Source organism: Mesorhizobium sp. M0293 (assembly GCF_040321735.1).
Lineage (GTDB): Bacteria > Pseudomonadota > Alphaproteobacteria > Rhizobiales > Rhizobiaceae > Mesorhizobium.
In genome coordinates, this window is sequence record NZ_JAMYSA010000306.1 from 1 (window position 1) to 749 (window position 749).

Annotated in this window: 1 protein-coding gene; it reads left to right on the top strand. The window is 63.4% G+C overall.

Annotated features, from left to right (window positions below):
* Positions 1 to 690: integrase core domain-containing protein (locus NKJ06_RS35605; RefSeq protein ID WP_352812613.1), on the top strand; the 690-nt coding region annotated here is incomplete at its 5' end.
* Positions 691 to 749: the final 59 nt, after the last annotated feature.

A 749-nucleotide genomic window follows, 5' to 3' on the forward strand; every position in this document is an offset into this window, starting at 1 on the left:
ATGGATGTGTCGAGCCGCTACCTGTTGGGGCTCGAGGCAACGAGTTCGACGGCGGATGAGGAGGCTTGGCCGGTGTTTGAGCGGTTGTTTGAGGAGAACGGCCTGCCCGATCGCTTCAGAAGCGACAATGGCTCACCATTTGCGTCGACCGGCGTCACCGGGCTGGCGCCGCTTGCGGCGCGCTTCATCAAGCTCGGCATCGCCCTTGAGCGCATCCAACCGGGCAAGCCGCAGCAAAACGGGCGCCATGAGCGTTTCCACCTGACCATGCTGCCGATGGCCAAGGCACCGGAGGCCGACAGGGCGGCTCAAGCCCAGGCGTTCGAGGCCTTCCGGCGCAGCTACAATGAGGAGCGCCCGCACGAGGCGCTTGGCATGGACACCCCAGCACAGCATTACCGTCCCTCGACCCGCCCCATGCCCAAGACGACCCCCGAGCCGGATTATCCGGCCGAGGCGGCAGTGCGCAGCGTGCGCCAGAACGGCGCCGTCAAATGGCAGGGCGCCGAGATCTACGTCTCGGCCACGCTGGCAGGCGAGCCGATTGCCATCGAAGAAACCGAGAACGGCGAATGGGCGATGCGCTTCTATGCCCATCCGCTCGGCTTCATCGACCACAAGCACAAGAAACTGGTTCGCCGCAGCGTAGCGCCAACCCAACCGCTTGGCGCTGCGACGAACCTATCATAAGGGGGAAAACTGTTACCTATGTATCCGGTTCAAAGTGTTACCCATCTATCGGCTGGACA